The sequence below is a fragment of the Pseudomonas sp. Marseille-Q0931 genome (assembly GCF_940789645.1).
In the GTDB taxonomy this organism is placed as follows: Bacteria; Pseudomonadota; Gammaproteobacteria; order Pseudomonadales; family Pseudomonadaceae; genus Aquipseudomonas.
This window is the reverse complement of the sequence record NZ_CALNWT010000001.1, coordinates 100,721-115,676: the sequence shown is the minus strand read 5'-3', so window position 1 is coordinate 115,676 and position 14,956 is coordinate 100,721. Positions and strand designations below refer to the sequence as shown.

The following is a 14,956-nucleotide window of genomic DNA, read 5'->3' as shown; positions in this document are numbered from 1 at the left end:
CGCGTCACGTCTGCACAACACCGGTGCAGACACGAAGAAGGGCGCTCGAAAGCGCCCTTCTTAAGCATTGCCCGGATTACTCGGCCAGCTTGAAGGTAATGAAGCTGGCACGCCCCTGGCGCAGCACACGCATGGACACCGAACGATTCTTCGGCAGCTCCTGGGCCACCTGGGTGAAGGTGCTGGTGGAGTCGATGGCCTGGTTGTTCAGGTGCGTGATCACGTCACCCGGGCGCAGGCCGATCATGGCCGCCGGGCCGTTGAGCACCTCCCTGACCACTACGCCGCCCTTGAGGTCGAGGCCTTTCTTCTGCTCGGCAGTCAGCTCGACGACGGTCACGCCCAGACGATTGTTGCTGCGCTCGCCACCCTGCGCCGAACCCGACGAGGCCAGCTCCTGCCCTTCTTCCGGCAGCGTACCGACCGTGACGTTGAGCTTTTTGCGCGAACCATCACGTACCACGTCCAGCTCGGCCTTCTCGCCCGGCTTCAGCCCGCCGACCAGATGCGGCAGGTCGGCCGACATAATGATCGCCTTGCCGTTGAGGCTGAGAATCACGTCGCCCACCTGCAGGCCACCCTTGTCTGCCGGGCCGTCTTCGAGCACCTGGGCGACCAGCGCGCCGGCCGGTTTTTCCAGACCGAAGGATTCGGCCAGATCCTTATTGACTTCCTGAATAACCACGCCGAGCCAGCCGCGCGTGACCTTGCCGTCAGCCTTGAGCTGATCGGAGACCTGCATGGCCACTTCCATCGGTATGGCGAAGGACAGACCCATGAAGCCGCCGGAGCGGGTGAAAATCTGCGAGTTGATACCCACCACCTCGCCCTGCAGGTTAAACAGCGGACCGCCGGAGTTGCCCGGGTTGATCGCCACGTCGGTCTGGATGAACGGTACGTAACTGTCGCTCGGCAGGTTGCGGCCCTTGGCGCTGACGATACCGGCCGTTACCGAATGGTCGAAACCGAACGGCGAACCGATGGCCAGCACCCACTCACCGACCTTCAGGTCGTCGGCCTTGCCCAGGCGCACCACAGGCAGATCCTTGCCTTCGACCTTGAGCAACGCGACGTCGCTGCGCGGATCGGCGCCAATCAGCTTGGCTTCGAGCTCGCTGCGATCGGACAAACGCACGATGATCTCGTCGGCATCGGCGACCACATGATTGTTGGTCATGATGTAGCCGTCCGGCGAAATGATGAAACCGGAGCCCAGCGACTGAGCCTCACGCTGGCGACCGCCAGGGTTGCGCGGCACCTGCGGGATGCTGCGCTCGAAGAACTCGCGGAACATCGGCGGCAAACCTTCGAGATCAGGCAGCCCCGGCTGACCGGCAACGCCACGTTCCGGCATTTTCTGCCGAGTACTGATGTTGACCACCGCAGGCGAAGCTTCCTCGACCAGATCGGTAAAGTCAGGCAGGCTGGCCTGAGCCAACAAGCTCTGCCCCCAGAGCAAGGCAACCGCCAGCAGCGGCGCAAAGGACTTGAGTTTTCTCATCGAACTACGACTCCCCATGTAAAACTCGAACACACTCAACCCGCCGCTGGCACAGGCACCAGCAGCGTTCGCAGGACAACGGGTTGCAATAAAGGGTCCCCGGCAACGCGAGCAGCGCGCCAGCGAACCAACAGCCAACTGGCGGACAGGCCGATCAGGCCGACAAGAATCACCAGAGGCTCGGACAGGCCCAGGCCGTCCGCCAACAGCGCAGCGGCGAACAAGCCCAGAAGTGGAAGCAGATAAACCAGAAGAGAACTGCGCACCAGCAGATCTTCGCGCACACCAATGATCACGGTGTCGCCAATCGCCAGCGGCATTTGACTGAGAGCACGCACATATCCACGTTGCCGGCCGACACCCAGGCGATCCATCAACCCCTGGCCACAGGCCGCACTGGCCGAACAACTCGAGCAGGTACTCTTGCGCAGCGTCTCGACCCAGACAGCGCCGGGCTCGAGCGCCACTACACGCCCCTGCTCTTCAATCATTGGCTCGCCTGTTCAGGCACTCCGGCGCGCATGGACAGAGCGATACGTTCGGCGGTTCCTAAAGGAATCTCACCGACCACGGTAACCATCACGTCACCGGCATCCGTGCTCATCCGTCGCGATACCGCAACGGTCGGGCCCAGCTGGCTGCGCGCGTCTTCCACCACATCACCATTGAGGCGCTCGAGGAAAACCGAGAAACGCGCCAAGCCATCGCCATACAACAGGTAGGCGACAGCATCAGCGGAGGCCGGATCACGACGCAACTGCGCAGTAGTCAGGGTAAAGCCCGGTGGCAACCAGTCCGAACGCCAGCTTCCCTCGGCCATGCTGTCGGAAGCACGGAAACTCACCGGCCGACAACCCGAACTCGGCTGCAGGGCATTTTCCACCGGCACGGAAGTGTCCAACTGGGCGAACTGGAAGCGCTCCAGAAGCTGGCCACGCTCGTTAAGCAACAGGGACTTGAGTGGCAGACCGGTTTCACGGTCGAGGTACAGCTCGAAGCCGTAACGGTGCTGATCCTTGGGCTCCAGCACCAGAACATCCGCTGCACGGTTGGCAATGCGCGACTGGCCGGCGACACGAATGTCATACCAGTTGCTCAATTGCTCGGCATCCAGCTGACGGGCAGGCCAGGCCTGCCCTTCGCTAACCTGGTCAGCCAGTGCGCCGGTGACGCACTGAGCCTGACCATCGACCTTGAGCACTTCCTGCGCAGGGCCGTCGAGTTGCAGAAGGCGCTCGCGAACTTGCCCCCCCTCCTCCACTCGATGCCATACGGCGTGAGTGGAGAAACTACCATTACGTTCGTAGATGAACGTACCCTGAAAGCTTTGCTCACGCTCTGCCGCAGCAAGGCGTCCGAGCAAGTCCTGTACCTCGGCGGCCTGCACCGGCAATGCCAGCAGACCACCGAGCAGGCAGAGGGGAATAGCGCGCATGTGACTCCTTACTTAGGCGCTTAGCGGTTTTCCAGACTCGCAGCACGAGCATAAGGCAGAGCGGTTTCACCGGTACCCATCACCGCTTCCTGTGCGTGTTGACGCAGATAGTTCGGCAGGCGCTGCTCGTGCCAGCTGGCGGTACCGGCCTGGGCAGGTTCGCCGGCCTCTTCGCTGCTGTTGTAGCCAGCGAGCAGCGCAGGACCTTGCACCTGCGGTACCGAGAGTACCGGAGAAGCATCCTGTTGGGCCAGTTGAGCGCCCGTCAGGTCATCCTGATTGTAAAAGCGCACCCCAGCCAGCACAGCAACGGTCACCGATGCCGCCACGGCTACTCGCCCGATGCTGCGCCAGATCGGCGCCTTACGCGCCGGAATGGCTTCGTCGGCCAATGCAGCGGAAACCGCCGATGCGATGTCCAGCTGCGGTACCAGCAACTCACGGTGCATGGCTGCACGGGCGACCTGGTAACGCGACCAGGTACCACGTAGTTCACCATCTTCGCTGGCTGCGAGCACTCGCCGCAGTTCCAGTTCGTCCGCTTCGTTATCCATCACCGCGGACAGCGATTCCTGCAGGGTTTCACGACTCATGGCGTACCTCTCTTGGCTGTCGCCGCTGCCTTAGGCTTCCTGCAACAAAGGTTGCAGGGACTTATCAATTGCCTCACGAGCACGGAAAATCCGTGAACGTACCGTACCCACCGGACACTGCATGACGCTGGCAATGTCCTCGTAACTCAAGCCTTCGAACTCACGCAGGGTCAATGCCGTACGCAGGTCATCCGGCAGCTGTGCGATGGTTCGATGCACGGTGGCCTCGATCTCGTCGCGCAGCAATGCCCGTTCCGGTGACTCGATGTCCTTGAGGGCGTGGTCGCCGTCGTAGAACTCCGCGTCATCGCTACTGACATCACTATCTGGCGGCCGCCGACCGCGGGATACCAGATAATTCTTCGCCGTGTTGATGGCGATGCGGTACAGCCATGTATAGAACGCGCTGTCACCGCGAAAGTTTCCAAGCGCTCGATAGGCTTTTACGAACGCCTCTTGAGCGACATCCTGAGCCTCGTGGGTGTCGTGCACGAATCGCACGATCAAACCGAGGATCTTGTGCTGATACTTCAGCACCAACAGATCGAAGGCACGCTTGTCACCACGCTGCACTCGCTCGACCAGCTGCTGATCATCTTCCTGGGTTAGCATGCACTCTCCTCGTTACGCTTGAAGGAGGCTTGCACCCGTAAGCAAATCAACTTGCCAAGATAGACTCGGGCCTTACGCAAAAGTTCTCCCCTCCAAGCAAGCTTCCCGCAGAGTTTTCTTTTCTCTGGCTGGAATGGCGACAGCGAAACGTCTCCGCTGGCGCAAATAATCTTATCGCCGCTCATTTCCACACCCTCCGCTGACTTCAGATGCAGGCACGCGCAAGCGCTCTCCCTTATATGGGCGACCCTCTATGGAACCTTAAAGACTAAAAAAGTTCCCAAAGCATTGAGGTCGGACATAAGAGCTGCCTCAATATTCGCGAGCTAGAGCACTGCAAGGTGAAGACAGAAGGAAGCGAGTTTCGAGTAGAAACGAGCAGTACTCGTTTCGCTCGCCCTTCTAGCCTTCATTCGGACGTAAATCACCGTCCGAGATTGCTTCAACTAAGCAGGCCCGACACGCAGCGGATAATGATGTGGCTCTGGCTGGCTATTGTGCCGATGCCCCTCTCTATATACTAGGGCTCGCTTTCACGCGGAACTCGGACATGAGCCACCACTTCCAGCACGACGTTCTGGTCATCGGCAGCGGCGCTGCCGGCTTGACCCTCGCCCTCACCCTGCCATCTCACTTACGCATCGCGGTCTTGAGCAAAGGCAGCCTGGCCAATGGCTCGACCTACTGGGCGCAAGGTGGCGTGGCAGCCGTACTGGACGACACTGACACGGTCGAATCCCACGTCGCCGACACCCTAGACGCCGGCGCCGGCCTGTGCCGCGAAGACGCCGTGCGCTTCACGGTAGAACACAGTCGCGAAGCCATCCAGTGGCTGATCGATCAAGGCGTCCCTTTTACCCGTGACGATGAAACGGCGCGCGAGGATGGCGGCTTCGAGTTTCACCTGACCCGCGAGGGTGGCCACAGCCATCGGCGCATCATTCACGCGGCCGACGCCACTGGCGCGGCGATCTTCAATACGTTGCTGAAACAGGCACGCCAGCGCCCGAACATCGAGCTGCTGGAACAGCGCGTTGCCGTCGACCTGATCACCGAGCGCAAGCTCGGCCTGGATGGCGACCGCTGCCTGGGCGCGTACGTGCTCGATCGCGCGTGCGGCGAAGTGGACACCTTCAGCGCGCGCTTCGTGGTGCTCGCCACCGGCGGCGCTGCCAAAGTCTACCTCTATACCAGCAACCCGGACGGCGCCTGTGGCGACGGCATTGCCATGGCCTGGCGTGCCGGCTGCCGCGTAGGCAACCTGGAATTCAACCAGTTCCACCCGACGTGCCTGTATCACCCGCAGGCCAAGAGCTTCCTGGTCACCGAAGCCGTGCGCGGCGAAGGCGGCCTGCTCAAGCTGCCCAATGGCGAACGCTTCATGCAGCGCTTCGACGAACGCGCCGAACTGGCGCCGCGCGATATCGTCGCCCGCGCCATCGACCATGAAATGAAGCGCCTGGGGATCGACTGCGTCTACCTGGATATCAGTCACAAGCCGGCGGAGTTCATCAAGAGCCACTTCCCCACCGTCTACGAACGCTGCCTGGGCTTTGGCATCGACATCACCAAACAGGCCATCCCGGTGGTGCCGGCCGCGCATTACACCTGTGGCGGCGTGGTGGTCGACCGGCATGGCCACACCGACGTGCCGGGGCTGTACGCCATCGGCGAGACCAGCTTCACCGGACTGCATGGCGCCAACCGCATGGCCAGCAATTCGCTGCTCGAATGCTTCGTCTACGCCCGTTCGGCCTGCGCGGATATCGTCCGACAACTCGGCGCCATCGGCATGCCCGCCAACCTGCCCTGCTGGGACGCCAGCCAGGTGACCGACTCGGACGAGGACGTGATCATCGCCCACAACTGGGACGAGTTGCGCCGCTTCATGTGGGACTACGTTGGCATCGTACGGACCAACAAGCGCCTGCAGCGCGCGCAGCATCGCGTGCGCCTGCTGCTGGACGAGATCGATGAGTTCTACTCGAACTACAAGGTCAGTCGTGACCTGATCGAGCTGCGCAACCTCGCGCTGGTCGCCGAACTGATGATCCGCTCGGCCATGCAGCGCCATGAAAGTCGCGGCCTGCACTACACCCTCGATTACCCCGAGCAACAAACCGAGGCCCGCGACACTATTCTGGTGCCGACGCCCCAGGCTCAGCCCAGCGTCGCCGACTGAACTTCAAGCGCAAGCGCAGGCGCCGATGCAACTCGGGCGCCAGCGCGTCATGCGCGATACACAGCCCACGACTGAAGCGCTGGCCCGGCACGCGATAGCGCAGCACGACCGCCAGCGGCAACGCCAGGCTGTCAGGACGCAGCTGCACCGCCTGCCAGCCGCTGGCAGCGCTGTAGAGATGCCAGCCGAGCGCATCACGACGCAAACCGGTAATGGCCTGCGGTGCCGTCAGCAGAACGTGCCGCGGCAGCACCCAGGCTGCGTGCGCCAGGCACGGCAGAGGTGAAAGCAATTTCGACCAGAGGGGAATGTCGGCCAGCCAAGGCGCCAGCAGGGCCAGCGCCAGTACCGACAGGTAGAGCCTCAGCAGCCAGCGCGATGGCTGCCAGCGGCACTCGAAGGCGTCACTTGGGTTGGACACGATCCAGGATCATGCGCACGATGTGGCGCAGGTCGGCATCTTCGGGCTCGCCGCGCTGCATGAACCAGCCGAACATGTCCTGATCCTCGCACTCCAGCAACTTGCGGTAGCGCGCCTGGTTCTCGGCATCCAGGTTCGGGTATACCTCCTGGACGAAAGGCACCAGCAGTACGTCCAGCTCCAGCATGCCACGACGGCTATGCCAGAACAAGCGATTCAGTTCATTTTGCTCAACCATGCAACGGACTCCTCGAACGAGGCGGCAGTATAACAGCAGCTGCTGGCAGTATCCGGCTCAATGACCAGATACACCCGGCGCTTTTCCGCTTTTTGCCTGCCGCCTGTAGCCTGCTGCCTGTAGCCGCTCTTATCATGTCGTCTTTCCCAGCCAAACCGATTCCGATCATGGCCGATAGCGCTTACTTCACCCTCCTCGATCACGAAGGCCTGCTCGCCGTGCGCGGCGCGGACGCGGCCAAGTTCCTGCAGGGCCAAGTGACCTGCAACCTCAATTACCTGAGTGCCAGCCAATCGAGCCTCGGCGCTCGCTGCACGCCCAAGGGCCGCATGCTGTCGAGCTTTCGCATCGTCCCGGTGGACGACGGCTACCTGCTGGCCATGGCCCGCGAGCTGATCGAGTCGCAACAGGCCGACCTGCAGAAATATGCGGTGTTCTCCAAATCCAAGCTCGGCGATGAAAGCGCCGCCTGGGTCCGTTTTGGCCTGGCCGGCGGCGACGCCGTGCTCAGCGAACTTGGCCTGCAACTGGGAGCTGCCAGCGACGCCATCACCAGCGCGGGGCAGTTGATTGCCGTACGCCTGAGCGATGGTCGTGCCGAGCTGTGGGCTCCGGCCACCGAGGCGGAGCAATTGCGAGACCGCCTCGCCGCCCTGCTGCCGCAAGCACCTCTGAACGACTGGCTGCTGGCTCAGGTACGCGCGGGTGTAGGCCAGGTGTTCGGCGCCACGCGTGAGCTGTTCATCCCACAGATGATCAACCTGCAGGCCCTGGGCGGCGTGAGTTTCAAGAAGGGCTGCTACACCGGGCAGGAGATCGTCGCGCGCATGCAGTACCTGGGCAAACTCAAGCGCCGCCTGCAGCGCCTGCGCCTGGTCGCCGAAGCACTACCGGCCGTCGGCGATGAATTGTTCTCCCCGGTGCATGGCTCCAGCGTCGGCGAAGTGGTGCTCGCGGCCCAGGCCGGGGATGCCATCGAACTGCTCGCCGTGCTTCAGGAAGACGCCGTGAACGACGGTCGCATTCATCTCGGCAGCAGTGATGGCCCGGCGCTGACCCTGCTCGATCTGCCTTACCAGCTGGATGCCGACAAGGAAATCCAGCGCTGATTAACGTCCTGGCGCCGCCGCATCGGGCCGCCTATAGAGAGCCTTTAATGAGCAAGCTTGCTGAAAAAGTCCAACAGGAACTGATCCATGCCATCGAGAACGATGAGCTGGTGCTGCCCACCCTGCCCGAAGTGGCGCTGAAGGTTCGCGAAGCCGCGGAAGACCCCAACGTGGGCATCCCACAGATCAGCAAGGTGATCGGCAACGATGCTGCCCTCACCGCGCGCATCATCAAGGTGGTCAACAGCCCACTGCTGCGCAGCAGCAAGGAGATCACCGACCTGCAGATGGCAGTCAGCCGCCTGGGCATCAACTACACCTGCAACCTGGCCACGGGCCTGGCCATGGAGCAGATGTTCCAGGCCACCAGCGACGTCGTCGACCGCAAGATGCGCGAAGTGTGGAACAAGAGCACCGAAATTGCCGGTATCTGCCATGTGCTGTGCCGCCACTACACGCGCCTGATGCCGGACCAGGCCACTCTCGCCGGCCTGGTGCACCAGATCGGCGTGCTGCCGATTCTCACCTATGCCGAAGAACACAACGAGCTGCTGGCCGACTCCATCAGCCTCAACCACGTGATCGAGCAGATCCATCCGATCATCGGCGACAAGATCCTGCGTACCTGGGAGTTCCCAGAGCCCATCGCCGTCGTGCCCAGCCAATATCTGGACTTCAGCCGCAACTCGGCCAAGGTCGACTACGTCGACATCGTCCAGGTCGCCACCCTGCAGAGCTACCTGGGCAGCGAGCACCCCTACACCCAGCTCGACTGGAGCAAAGTGCCGGCGTTCGCCAAGCTCGGCCTGGACCCGCAGGTCGATATGCAGGCCGACGAAGACATGTCGGCTGCGATGGAAGCAGCAATGAGCATGCTGCAATAAATGCATCTCGCCCTGGATGGCAAAAAATTGTCGGGAACAATTTTTGACGTCGCTGCGCGACGGCCCGAAGGGTGATCTACAGGGATGTAGGTGACAAAATGCCTCTACACTCAAGTCGATCGCCTGAGGAAGTAGAGCCATGCGTTATGCATTTGTCCTGCTCGTCCTGTTGTGCGGCAGCGTCCAGGCTGCCGAGCAAGTGCGCCTTACCAACGGCGAATGGCCACCCTATCAGGGCGAAAGCCTGCCCCACCAGGGTGTCGCGTCACGCATCATCGCCGAGGCATTCGCGCTGCAGGGCATCGACGTGCATTGGGAGTTTCATCCTTGGGCGCGCTCTCTGAAAATTGCTGAGCAGGGCCTGCGCCCAGGCAGCGCCGTCTGGTTCTACAGCCCTGAGCGCGCAGAGCACTTTCTCATCAGCGACGCGGTAATCGAAAGCGGCTATCACCTGTTTTATCGCAAGGATTTCGCCTTCGACTGGCGCAACATCAAGGATCTGCGCGGCCTGCGCATCGCCGTGACACGTGGCTATGATCACGGCGACGCCTTTCGCCGCGCCGAAGCGGCCGGTGAACTCCAGGTGGTGCGCCTGACCAGCGATGAACAGGGTCTACGTCAATTGCTCGCCGGGCGCATCGATCTGTTTCCGGTCGACAAGGTGGTAGGCTTCGACCTGCTGCACCGAAAGTTCACTGCCACCGAGCGCCAGCGCCTGAGCTTTCACCCCAAGCCGCTGCACAGCGCCAGCATGTATCTGCTGCTATCGCGCAACGTGCCTGGCAATGTCGAGCTGATGCAGCGCTTCAACCTCGGCCTTAAGCAATTGCGCGACAGCGGCAAGGTTTCCCAGTACCTGATGGAGATTCAGCAGCCGCTAAGCCTCACTCACTGACAGCGGAAATTCGACGCGCACCCGCAGGCCGTGCGGCTGCGCCTGATGCAGGCTGATTCTGGCCTGATGGGCGCGGCAGATCTCACCGACGATGGCCAAGCCAAGGCCCGCACCATTGCCCAGATTGCTGCGCCTATAGAAGCGCTCGAAAACCTTCTCGTGCTCGGCTTCGGGAATGCCCGGGCCGTCATCCTCGACCTCCAGCACGGCTGGCGACAAGGCGCGGATGATCAGATTGCCACCGGCCGGTGTATGCGCCAGCGCGTTATCCAACAAATTGCTCAACAGCTCATTGAGCAGCGTTGGCTCGCCATCGATCCACACCGGCTGCTCAGCCTCCAGCGCCAGCGCAACGCCACGAGCGTGAGCTAGGGGCGCCATGGCCAGGCCCAGCTCACGCGCCAGCTGACTGAGATCGATGCGCTGCGCGCCGCCCTCGGTAATGGCCCGCGCACCGCTCTCGATACGCGCCAGCGACAGCAGCTGGTTGGCCAGCAAGGTGAGGCGGTCCCCCTGCTGCGCCGTCTGTTCCAGCGTGCTGCGCCACTCCTCGGGTTGCTCGGCACGCAAGCCCAGGGCAATGCGCGCCTTGAGCGCCGCCAGCGGCGTACGCAACTCGTGGGCCGCGTCGGCAATGAACTGCGACTGACGCTCGAACAACCCCTGCAAGCGCTCGTTGAACTGGTTGAGCGTTTCCACCAGCGGCAGCACCTCACGTGGCAGCCCCCCGTCCGGCAGCGGCTGCAGGTCATCGCTGGCCCGTTCGGCCACTTCCCGGCGCAGCGCTTCCAGCGGGCGCAAGGCCAGGTTCACCGCCAACCACACCAGCAACAATGCGCTGACCGAAAGCAGACCCATGCGCCATAGGGTGCCGATCAGCAGCTCACGGGCCATGCGCTCACGCGCGCCCTGGGTTTCCGCCACGCGGATTTCAGCAATGCCATTGAGCTGTGGCTCGCTGACCGGCTGCAGCAGACTGACCACGCGGACACCCTGATTGCGGTACTGGGCATCGTAGAAATGCGCCAGTGCCGGATAGTCATCGGTGCGCGGCGTACCCGGCGGCGAGGGCGGCAGGTCCTCGTAACCGGAAACCTGATTGCCCTGCAGATCGAGCACCTGGTAGTAGATACGCCCGGCGCTGTCGTAAGCGAAGGTATCCAGCGCTACGTAAGGGATATTCGCGCGCAGCCGGCCATCCTCGGTATACAGTCCATCGGCCACGGCCCGCGCCGACGCCAGCAGCGTGCGGTCATAGGCCGTATCCGCTGCACGGCGGGCACTCCAGTAGGCACTGAAGCTGCTCAATAGCAGGATCAGCGACAGCAGCAGTGCCAGACGCCGCAGCAGACGCCCGCGCAGGCTGACACCACGGTTCATGCCTCGACCGCCTCCAGCAAGTAGCCGAGACCGCGGAAGGTGACGATACGCACGGCGCTGCCTTCGAGTTTCTTGCGCAGGCGATGAATGTAGATCTCGATGGCATCCGGGCTGGCGTCCTCGTCCAGGCCGAACACCTGCGCCGCCAGTTGCTCCTTGCTCATCACCCGGCCAGGCCTGGCGATCATCGCCTCCAGCACCGCCTGCTCACGGGCGGTGAGGCTAAGGGCCTCGCCACCGAGGCTGAAACGGCGAGCGCCGAGGTCGTAGACCAGATCGCCACAGCGCTGCAATTGCTCGCCGCCGAGCACGCTGCGCCGCAGCAACGCTTTGACCCGCGCTTCCAGCTCGGTCAGCTCGAAGGGCTTGGCCAGGTAGTCATCGGCGCCGAGGTTAAGCCCGTGCACGCGGTCCTTGACCTCGCCACGTGCAGTCAGCATCAGCACCGGCAGGGTCTGGCCACGGTCGCGCAGACGCGCCAGCACGGCGAAACCGTCCAGGCGTGGCAGGCCGATATCGAGAATCGCCAGCGCATAATCCTCGCTGGAAAGCGCTAGATCAGCCGTGACGCCATCGTGCAGCACGTCCACCGTCCAGCCGGCGCCTTTCAGCGCCTGGGCCACGCTTTCCGCCAATTGCGGATGGTCTTCGACCAGCAGAATCCGCACCGCTACCTCCAACTGCAGCATCGTTAAAGGCGCGCAGTTTAGCGCCGCTACGCCTGCTGTGAATTGCTCAAATGCCAAAGCGGCAAACGAAACGGTATCCGCGCAGCCCTGCGCTGGTAACGCTGAAAAACTTTTCACCATGAAAGCCTAGCGAAAGCTTGCCCTCATAGCATCGATCAAAGGTGGCTCGATCCACCTGCTCAAGCGACCTGGCAGTGGTGCCAGGTGGCGACAAGAACAAAAATGGAGACCACATGATGCTCGCAGCCTCACGCCAGGCCCTGCCGCCTGTCCGCCTGCTCTGCCTGGCAATCGCCGCCACCGGTGCTGCCCCCCTCGCCAACGCCGCCTTCATCGAAGACAGCACCGCCAGCCTCACTGCCACCAATATCTACCTCAACCGTGACTTCCGCGAAGGCTCCGGCCAGAACAAGCGCGAAGAATGGGGTCAGGGTTTTCGCCTCGACCTGCAATCGGGCTACACCGAAGGCACCGTGGGCTTCGGCCTCGACGCCATGGGCCTGCTCGGTATCAAGCTCGATTCGGGTCGCGGCCGCACCGGCACCGACCTGTTGCCCGTTCACGACGACGGGCGCTCCGCCGACGAGTTTAGCCGCATGGGCCTGACCGCCAAGGTCAAGGTCTCCGCCACCGAACTGCGCTACGGCTCCCACGTGCCGGAACTGCCGGTGGTCAAGGCCAGCGACAGCCGCCTGCTGCCGCAGGTGTTCGAGGGCGGCCTGCTGACCTCTTCCGAACTCGAAGGCCTGACCTTCACCGGCGGCCGCCTGGACAAGGTCATCGACCGCGCCTCCACCAACGAAGAAGACATGGTGCTCAACAGCAAGAACCGCCGCTTTGCCGGTGGCGTCAGCGCTGACCACCTTGACCTGGCCGGTGTCGACTACAAATTCGCGCCCGGTTTCACCGGCCGTTACTATTTCGCCGATCTGGACGACATCTATCGCCAGCATTTTCTCGGCCTGCTGAGCAGCCACAAGGTTGGTGCCGGCACCCTGAGCAGCGACCTGCGCCTGATCTACAGCAGCGACAGCGGCGCCGCCAAGGCCGGCAAGGTCGATAACCGCGCCATCAACGCCATGGTCAGCTACGGCCTGGGCAACCACAAGGTTGGCCTGGGCTTCCAGGACATGAGCGGCGACACCGGCTTCGCCTACATCGACGGCAGCGATCCGTTCCTGATCAACTTCGTGCAGATCAACGATTTCGCCAACGCCGACGAACGTTCCTGGCAGGCTCGCTACGACTACAACTTCGCCGGCATCGGCGTTCCCGGCCTGACCTTCATGACCCGCTACATCCGCGGTGACGACGCGCGCATCGCCGGCTCCGACGAGCGTGGCGGCGAATGGGAGCGCGATATCGAATTCAAGTACGTGGTGCAGAGCGGCCCGCTCAAGGACCTTTACGTACGTGTACGCAACGCCAGTTTCCGCTCCGACTTCGCCCGCGATGCGGACGAGAACCGCGTCATCGTCGGCTACACGCTGCCAATCTGGTAAACAACAACAAGACTCGCGAGGAATCACCGTCATGAAATCCGTCCTGACCCGCGCCGCGCTGGCAACCGCCTGCCTGGCCTTTGCCGGCCAACTGCTGGCTGCCGAACCCAAGCGCCCCGAATGCATCGCCCCGGCCAAACCCGGTGGCGGCTTCGACCTGACCTGCAAGCTGGCCCAGAGCGGCCTGAAGGATACCGGCCTGCTCAAGGCGCCGATGCGCGTCACCTACATGCCCGGCGGCGTCGGCGCCGTGGCCTACAACGCCGTGGTCGCCCAGCGCGCCAAGGACCCGGGCACCATCACCGCCTTCTCCTCCGGCTCGCTGCTCAACCTGGCCCAGGGCAAATTCGGCCGCTACGACGAGAACGCCGTGCGCTGGCTGGCCGCCATCGGCACCGACTACGGCGCCATCACCGTGCGTGAAGATGCCCCTTGGAAGAACCTCAACGAGTTGGTCGAGGCTCTGAAGAAGGACCCGACCAGCGTGGTCTTCGGCGCTGGCGCGACCATTGGCGGTCAGGACTGGATGCAGACCGCGCTGATCGCCCGCGCTGCCGGTATCGACCCGCAGTCGCTGCGCTACGTGGCCTTCGAAGGCGGCGGCGAAACCCTCACTGCCATGCTCGGCGGCCACGTACAGGTCACCTCCAGCGGCCTCGGCGAAGTCACCCCGCAACTGGCCGCCGGCAAGGTGCGCATCCTCGCCGTACTGTCCGACGAGCGCCTGCCGGGCAAGCTGGCCGATATCCCCACCGCCAAGGAACAGGGTTTCGACATCAGCTGGCCGGTAATCCGTGGTTTCTACATGGGCCCGCAGGTCAGCGACGAGCAGTTCGCCTGGTGGCAGCAGCAGTTCGAGCAGATGCTGGCTCGTGACGACTTCGCTGCGCTGCGTGAGCAACGTGACCTGTTCCCCCTGTCGCTCACCGGCGACGAGCTCAACGCCTTCGTCCTCAAGCAAGTGCAGGAATACAAGGCGCTGGCCGGCGAGTTCGGCCTGGTCCAGTAACACTCCTGCGTAATCCGCGCTCGGCCACCATCCAGTGGCCGGCGCTCCTGAGGTAAATCTCCATGTACGTTCGCCTGTTCTCCGCGATCTGGCTGCTGCTGTGCGCCTGGCTCGCTGTCATTGCCTGGGGTTTCCAGGCGCCCTTTGCCTACGACCCGGTCGGCCCGCGCGCCTACCCACTGCTGCTTTTGGCGCTGATGGGCAGCGGTAGCCTGTGGCTGATCTACAAGCCCGGCATGCTCGAGCAGCGCCTGGACATTCCAGCTGCGCTGCGCAGCGCACTGTGCGTGGTGGTTCTGCTGGCCTATGCGCTGACCTTCGAGCCGCTGGGCTTCGTCATCAGCACCGCCCTGGCCACCTTCGCCCTTGGCCTGCTGTTCACCGGTCGCCTGCTGCCCTGCGCCATCAGCGCGGTGCTGATGGGTGTGCTGCTGTACGTATTGTTCGATCTGCTGCTGGACGTGCCCCTGCCGCTCGGCCTGCTTGAAGCCTTCGTGGAGAGCTGA

The 14,956-nt window shown here is 63.0% G+C and carries 16 protein-coding genes; 7 read left to right on the top strand and 9 right to left on the bottom strand.

What is annotated here, in order from left to right:
• Positions 1–76 precede the first annotated feature (76 nt).
• Genes P3C50_RS00600 through rpoE form a run of 5 tightly spaced genes read right to left on the bottom strand, consistent with a single transcriptional unit; the run spans position 77 to position 4,141 of the window.
• Positions 77–1,501, bottom strand: coding sequence for a DegQ family serine endoprotease (locus P3C50_RS00600; protein ID WP_275544492.1), 1,425 nt, complete (start codon positions 1,499–1,501; stop codon positions 77–79).
• A 35-nt stretch (positions 1,502–1,536) separates the two neighbouring features.
• Positions 1,537–1,992, bottom strand: a complete 456-nt coding sequence (locus P3C50_RS00595) for a SoxR reducing system RseC family protein (protein ID WP_275544491.1) — start codon at positions 1,990–1,992, stop codon at positions 1,537–1,539.
• Complete coding sequence (locus P3C50_RS00590; RefSeq protein ID WP_197856041.1) at positions 1,989–2,936, bottom strand: MucB/RseB C-terminal domain-containing protein; 948 nt, start codon at positions 2,934–2,936, stop codon at positions 1,989–1,991. Before P3C50_RS00590 ends, P3C50_RS00595 begins: the two co-directional genes overlap by 4 nt.
• Before the next feature lie 20 nt (positions 2,937–2,956).
• On the bottom strand, positions 2,957–3,529 hold the full coding sequence (locus tag P3C50_RS00585) for a sigma-E factor negative regulatory protein (RefSeq protein ID WP_197856042.1): 573 nt from the start codon (positions 3,527–3,529) through the stop codon (positions 2,957–2,959).
• 30 nt (positions 3,530–3,559) lie between these two features.
• Positions 3,560–4,141, bottom strand: coding sequence for an RNA polymerase sigma factor RpoE (gene rpoE, locus P3C50_RS00580; RefSeq protein ID WP_003245473.1), 582 nt, complete (start codon positions 4,139–4,141; stop codon positions 3,560–3,562).
• A gap of 550 nt (positions 4,142–4,691) precedes the next feature.
• Between rpoE and nadB the strand changes: the two genes are divergently transcribed.
• Positions 4,692–6,323 (top strand): L-aspartate oxidase, encoded by a 1,632-nt coding sequence (gene nadB, locus P3C50_RS00575; RefSeq protein ID WP_275544490.1) that lies wholly within the window; start codon positions 4,692–4,694, stop codon positions 6,321–6,323.
• On the opposite strand, the gene P3C50_RS00570 is transcribed toward nadB, so the two are convergent.
• Both P3C50_RS00570 and P3C50_RS00565 read right to left on the bottom strand, forming a co-directional pair.
• Positions 6,277–6,744 (bottom strand): protein YgfX, encoded by a 468-nt coding sequence (locus tag P3C50_RS00570; protein ID WP_275544489.1) that lies wholly within the window; start codon positions 6,742–6,744, stop codon positions 6,277–6,279. The genes nadB and P3C50_RS00570 overlap by 47 nt on opposite strands.
• Positions 6,728–6,982 carry a succinate dehydrogenase assembly factor 2 gene (locus P3C50_RS00565; RefSeq protein ID WP_197856045.1) on the bottom strand — a complete coding sequence of 85 codons (255 nt, stop codon included), beginning with the start codon at positions 6,980–6,982 and terminating at the stop codon, positions 6,728–6,730. Before P3C50_RS00565 ends, P3C50_RS00570 begins: the two co-directional genes overlap by 17 nt.
• A 167-nt stretch (positions 6,983–7,149) precedes the next feature.
• On the opposite strand from P3C50_RS00565, the gene P3C50_RS00560 reads away from it, so the two are divergent.
• From P3C50_RS00560 to P3C50_RS00550, 3 genes are all read left to right on the top strand, one after another.
• On the top strand, positions 7,150–8,091 hold the full coding sequence (locus P3C50_RS00560; RefSeq protein WP_275545319.1) for a YgfZ/GcvT domain-containing protein: 942 nt from the start codon (positions 7,150–7,152) through the stop codon (positions 8,089–8,091).
• Between the two features lie 47 nt (positions 8,092–8,138).
• The gene (locus P3C50_RS00555) at positions 8,139–8,975 is read left to right on the top strand and encodes an HDOD domain-containing protein (protein ID WP_197856046.1); all 837 of its coding nucleotides are present in this window, start codon (positions 8,139–8,141) and stop codon (positions 8,973–8,975) included.
• A 139-nt stretch (positions 8,976–9,114) separates the two neighbouring features.
• On the top strand, positions 9,115–9,870 hold the full coding sequence (locus tag P3C50_RS00550) for a substrate-binding periplasmic protein (RefSeq protein ID WP_275544488.1): 756 nt from the start codon (positions 9,115–9,117) through the stop codon (positions 9,868–9,870).
• Here the strand turns inward: P3C50_RS00550 and P3C50_RS00545 are convergent.
• The gene (locus P3C50_RS00545; protein ID WP_275544487.1) at positions 9,853–11,250 is read right to left on the bottom strand and encodes a sensor histidine kinase; all 1,398 of its coding nucleotides are present in this window, start codon (positions 11,248–11,250) and stop codon (positions 9,853–9,855) included. The genes P3C50_RS00550 and P3C50_RS00545 overlap by 18 nt on opposite strands.
• Positions 11,247–11,918 (bottom strand): response regulator, encoded by a 672-nt coding sequence (locus tag P3C50_RS00540; protein ID WP_197856049.1) that lies wholly within the window; start codon positions 11,916–11,918, stop codon positions 11,247–11,249. The genes P3C50_RS00545 and P3C50_RS00540 overlap by 4 nt, the downstream gene beginning before the upstream one ends.
• A gap of 257 nt (positions 11,919–12,175) precedes the next feature.
• Between P3C50_RS00540 and P3C50_RS00535 the strand changes: the two genes are divergently transcribed.
• The 3 genes from P3C50_RS00535 to P3C50_RS00525 all read left to right on the top strand — a co-directional run bounded on the left by P3C50_RS00535 (position 12,176) and on the right by P3C50_RS00525 (position 14,956).
• Complete coding sequence (locus P3C50_RS00535) at positions 12,176–13,441, top strand: OprD family porin (RefSeq protein ID WP_275545318.1); 1,266 nt, start codon at positions 12,176–12,178, stop codon at positions 13,439–13,441.
• Between the two features lie 31 nt (positions 13,442–13,472).
• Entirely contained in the window at positions 13,473–14,450 is a 978-nt protein-coding gene (locus tag P3C50_RS00530; protein ID WP_197856051.1) for a Bug family tripartite tricarboxylate transporter substrate binding protein, read from the top strand.
• A 62-nt stretch (positions 14,451–14,512) separates the two neighbouring features.
• Positions 14,513–14,956, top strand: coding sequence for a tripartite tricarboxylate transporter TctB family protein (locus tag P3C50_RS00525; protein WP_275544486.1), 444 nt, complete (start codon positions 14,513–14,515; stop codon positions 14,954–14,956).

Excerpts from the sequence above, each read along its gene's own strand:
- P3C50_RS00600 (WP_275544492.1), bottom strand. The coding sequence starts at position 1,501 with ATGAGAAAACTCAAGTCCTTTGCGCCGCTGCTGGCGGTTGCCTTGCTC.
- P3C50_RS00595 (WP_275544491.1), bottom strand. The coding sequence starts at position 1,992 with ATGATTGAAGAGCAGGGGCGTGTAGTGGCGCTCGAGCCCGGCGCTGTC.
- P3C50_RS00590 (WP_197856041.1), bottom strand. The coding sequence starts at position 2,936 with ATGCGCGCTATTCCCCTCTGCCTGCTCGGTGGTCTGCTGGCATTGCCG.
- P3C50_RS00585 (WP_197856042.1), bottom strand. The coding sequence starts at position 3,529 with ATGAGTCGTGAAACCCTGCAGGAATCGCTGTCCGCGGTGATGGATAAC.
- rpoE (WP_003245473.1), bottom strand. The coding sequence starts at position 4,141 with ATGCTAACCCAGGAAGATGATCAGCAGCTGGTCGAGCGAGTGCAGCGT.
- nadB (WP_275544490.1), top strand. The coding sequence starts at position 4,692 with ATGAGCCACCACTTCCAGCACGACGTTCTGGTCATCGGCAGCGGCGCT.
- P3C50_RS00565 (WP_197856045.1), bottom strand. The coding sequence starts at position 6,982 with ATGGTTGAGCAAAATGAACTGAATCGCTTGTTCTGGCATAGCCGTCGT.
- P3C50_RS00560 (WP_275545319.1), top strand. The coding sequence starts at position 7,150 with ATGGCCGATAGCGCTTACTTCACCCTCCTCGATCACGAAGGCCTGCTC.
- P3C50_RS00555 (WP_197856046.1), top strand. The coding sequence starts at position 8,139 with ATGAGCAAGCTTGCTGAAAAAGTCCAACAGGAACTGATCCATGCCATC.
- P3C50_RS00550 (WP_275544488.1), top strand. The coding sequence starts at position 9,115 with ATGCGTTATGCATTTGTCCTGCTCGTCCTGTTGTGCGGCAGCGTCCAG.
- P3C50_RS00545 (WP_275544487.1), bottom strand. The coding sequence starts at position 11,250 with ATGAACCGTGGTGTCAGCCTGCGCGGGCGTCTGCTGCGGCGTCTGGCA.
- P3C50_RS00535 (WP_275545318.1), top strand. The coding sequence starts at position 12,176 with ATGCTCGCAGCCTCACGCCAGGCCCTGCCGCCTGTCCGCCTGCTCTGC.
- P3C50_RS00530 (WP_197856051.1), top strand. The coding sequence starts at position 13,473 with ATGAAATCCGTCCTGACCCGCGCCGCGCTGGCAACCGCCTGCCTGGCC.
- P3C50_RS00525 (WP_275544486.1), top strand. The coding sequence starts at position 14,513 with ATGTACGTTCGCCTGTTCTCCGCGATCTGGCTGCTGCTGTGCGCCTGG.